Source organism: Nitrospirota bacterium (assembly GCA_016214385.1).
GTDB lineage: Bacteria > Nitrospirota > Thermodesulfovibrionia > UBA6902 > JACROP01 > JACROP01.
In genome coordinates this window covers 1-3,667 of record JACROP010000119.1, presented here as the reverse complement: position 1 = coordinate 3,667, position 3,667 = coordinate 1, and the positions used below count along the sequence as shown (strand labels likewise).

5 protein-coding genes are annotated in these 3,667 nt (G+C 44.6%); all 5 read right to left on the bottom strand.

What is annotated here, in order from left to right; translation table 11 throughout:
* The coding region (locus HZC12_07580; protein ID MBI5026571.1) for a DUF4143 domain-containing protein at nt 1–362 on the bottom strand (362 nt) is incomplete at its 3' end.
* Nucleotides 355–2,079: a succinate dehydrogenase flavoprotein subunit gene (locus HZC12_07575; protein ID MBI5026570.1), complete on the bottom strand. Its 1,725-nt coding sequence runs from the start codon at nt 2,077–2,079 to the stop codon at nt 355–357. The genes HZC12_07575 and HZC12_07580, both read right to left, overlap by 8 nt.
* A gap of 1 nt (nt 2,080) precedes the next feature.
* Nucleotides 2,081–2,431: a succinate dehydrogenase, hydrophobic membrane anchor protein gene (sdhD, locus tag HZC12_07570; protein MBI5026569.1), complete on the bottom strand. Its 351-nt coding sequence runs from the start codon at nt 2,429–2,431 to the stop codon at nt 2,081–2,083.
* Nucleotides 2,410–2,748 (bottom strand): succinate dehydrogenase, cytochrome b556 subunit, encoded by a 339-nt coding sequence (sdhC, locus tag HZC12_07565; GenBank protein MBI5026568.1) that lies wholly within the window; start codon nt 2,746–2,748, stop codon nt 2,410–2,412. The genes sdhD and sdhC overlap by 22 nt, the downstream gene beginning before the upstream one ends.
* A gap of 15 nt (nt 2,749–2,763) precedes the next feature.
* Nucleotides 2,764–3,667, bottom strand: a 904-nt coding sequence (locus HZC12_07560) for a metal-dependent hydrolase (protein MBI5026567.1), incomplete at its 5' end; no start/stop codon positions are given.

Genomic DNA, 3,667 nt, shown 5'->3' with positions numbered 1-3,667 from the left:
TCAAGAGGAATCGTATTCCCATAGTAATCCCTGCAGATAAAATCAACTTCGCTTTTATCCTTAGTCCTCCAATAGTTAACTGTCAAATCGCCCCTTTTTAATAACGAAGACAAAACAAAATTCTCAAGAAGCTCGCCTTTATCGCGACTATCCATAAATTTTGCAAAATACTTTAATGCCAGATTTCTCATTCCATTATCTACAAAATATATCTTTGGCATTTTGGTAAGCTCTTTGCGGATATTAGTAAAAAATGGCCTTGTGATATTAATAACAAAGGTGTTCTCAAGGGCTGATAGGTAGTGCTCTAATGTCCGATGGTTAATCCCCAGTGTGTTGCTTACCTCTTTAAGGTTAATAATTCCTCTCCTCTGGCTGAAATTTTGTTATCACTACAGGTTTATATTTAAACTCTACTGCCCCCCCGGTTTTAAATGCGAATGTGTGCTTGAGCCAGTTTATATCGTCCCTTCTTGGATAATCCTCCCTGTAATGGGCCCCACGACTTTCTTTCCTGTTAAGGGCAGAGGATGTAATCACTTCTGATAAGGTAAGGAGATGTCCGAGTTCTACTGCCTCAAGAAGTTCTGTGTTAAAGACATTGCCTTTATCTTCTATGCTTATATGTTCGTATCGCCTTTTTAGCCCTTCTATTTCTTTGAGCAATGATTTTAATGCCACTTCGTCCCTGAACACAGAACATCTGTCCATCATCACTCTCTGGAGATCTGTGCGGATGGCACTGACCGATTCGCTACCCTTGCTGTTTTTAATCCTGTCTATTTGTCTTTTTACATCATCTAAATACATTGCAGGAATCTCTTCAAATGCCGCGGATTTTACATATTCGGCCATAGCCCTGCCAGCACGCCTCCCGAATACAACTGTATCGAGCAGCGAGTTACACCCGAGCCTATTTGCGCCATGAACAGATACACATGCGCATTCGCCTGCTGCATAAAGCCCGGGGAAAATATTTCCCTTCTCATCAGCACAAACCCTTCCATCATTGTCCGTAGGTATTCCGCCCATGCCATAGTGGGCAGTTGGCTGGACAGGTATAGGTGCTTCTGCAGGGTCAATGCCCATGTATATCTTTGAGAACTTCGCAATCTCTGGCAGCCTGTTTTCTATCCTCTCTCTGCCAAGGTGTGTGAGGTCAAGATAAACATAATCCCTGCCATCAATCCCCCTGCCCTGCCTTATCTCTGTCAGGATCGCACGGCAGACCATGTCCCGCGGCGCAAGGTCCTTTATTGTCGGCGCATATCGTTCCATAAAACGCTCTCCTGTGCTATTCCTTAAAACTCCCCCTTCTCCCCTCGCGCCTTCTGTAACGAGGATGCCAAGGCCATAGAGGCCTGTGGGATGGAACTGAAAAAGTTCCATATCGGCTAACGGTATGCCAGCATTATATACAATGGAGAGGCAATCGCCTGTGCTTGCATGGGCATTGGATGTTGTCTTATAGAGCTTTCCATAGCCGCCAGATGCAATCATCGTGGCCTTTGCCCTGAATATTTGAATTTCACCTGTTTTAATCTCCATGGCAATCAGGCCACGACATGCCCCATTTTTGATTAAAAAAGAAAGGACGTGAAATTCAGAAAAAAACTTAACACCCTTTCTCTTGCACTGTTCATAAAGGGCAAAGAGCATCACATGGCCTGTCCTGTCTGCTGAGTAGCATGCCCTCTTTACAGGCGCCTCGCCGAAATTCCTTGTGTGCCCGCCGAAATTCCTCTGCGCAATCTTTCCTTTTTCTGTCCTTGAGAAAGGGACACCGATATGCTCAAGCTCAATGACAGTCCTTATGGCATCCTCTGTCATCACCTCAATAGCGTCCTGGTCTCCGAGATAATCGCTTCCCTTCACAGTATCAAACATATGCCATTCAGGCGAGTCATCTTCTTCATTCCCCAGTGCAGCGGCAATGCCACCCTGTGCAGCAGAGGAATGAGAGCGGGTTGGATAGAGTTTTGTGAGTACAGCAACCTTTGCCCTGTCAGCAGCCTCAAGCGCAGCCCTGCAGCCGGCAAGCCCGGCACCGACAATGACTATGTCAAAATCATGGGTCATATCAAAATAAAAATACTATGTAGAATCCAACAATAAGGAGCACGGCCCCTGCGATGAGGATAAGCCCTTTAATTGTCTTTAGCGCCCTCTCATTCTGAATATAATCAAGTGTTATTGCCCAGAGTCCATTGAATCCGTGATAAACAACAAGGATGAGAAATCCCATATTAAATGCCTTGTAGGGAATTGTTGAAAGGCGTTTTGCCACTGCATCATAATCCACATGTCCACTGCCTGTAAAATGCATTATCCAGAAGTGGGTAATAAGAGCACCGAGGAGCACGATTCCTGAAAGCCTCTGCAATAGATAGCTTATGGCGCCAGATCGGCTCATATCTTTAATATCGGCCATGCGCCGAAGATAAATAAAATCAAACCAATCCCTGCAAGGCTCCAGAACATACCTTTATGTTCCTTTGTTGCCAGGCCCAGATCAACAATCATAACCCTTATACCATTAAGCCCGTGGGCAATAACAAGGGCTAAAAGGCCGGCCTCACTGAGTCTTACAACTGGAGAGCGCATAAGCTCTATCAATTCCCTGTAGCTATGCGCATCCTTCAGGTGGACTAAAACCCAGAGATGGAGAAATAGATAAAGTGTAAGGGCAACACCTGTCCCGCGATGTATAATCCATGCAAGAGTCCCTGTCTTTACCTTATATCGCATAATCTCATACAAATCTTATTTTGACTGGAATCCCTGAGAATAAACATCTCCCTTTGCATCAAAGACGACTTCGTATAGAAAGGGATACCTGCCTTCTATCGTACTAAACTGAAGGTCAAAGAACCTGACTACATGGAATCCATTCAGCGCATTATTTTCTATTACAACAGGGAATCTCGAAAACCAGAGGAAAAAACTGGCAGCTTCAAGCCTGAGGGCTTTTTCTACCCATTGCGAATTCGGGAATTTTTCCCAGACCCTGTATACAACCTTCTCCGGGGCATTAAACCTTGCCCTGTATCGCCCTAAGAAAGTTACAGTCCGCTCCCCTGTATCAGAAGGTTTTTTCAGAAGGTCGACAAAACCCTGATGTATTTCCTTCTCTGTCTCTATATAATTGGCCCAGCGAAAAGGAGACAGGGGCTGAGGCAGGGCTGCTACCTCCACAGCCTCAAGCCCTTTGGCCTTTGCATATTCATAGCCCAGATTAAGAGCCCTGCTATGTGCAAAAGCACACAGCACTGTATACAACACTATTACCATAAGCGATAGCTGACATATTCTTTCAGAATACTTCTTAATGAAAATCGAAAAGATTAACCCTGCTATCAAGATGCCTGAATAATAAGGGTCTATGATAAAGACAAGGTCAAGACTGAATCTCCTGTCAGAAAAAGGGAACAGAAGCATTGTGCCAAAAGAGGTCTGTAAATCGAGGAAAGTGTGGACAGCCACGCTTAGGAAGCAGAGGATAAAAAAGAGGAGAAAGTTTTTCTTTGATGAAAGCCTGTTAAAGACAAAGGCTAATCCGAGGGCTACGGGAGGTATAAGGAATAAAGAATTGCCAAAGCCTCTATGGTACTTCAAGAAAACTTCATCTCCAAAGAGTCTGAGGATAAGGTCAGCATCAGGCACAAGC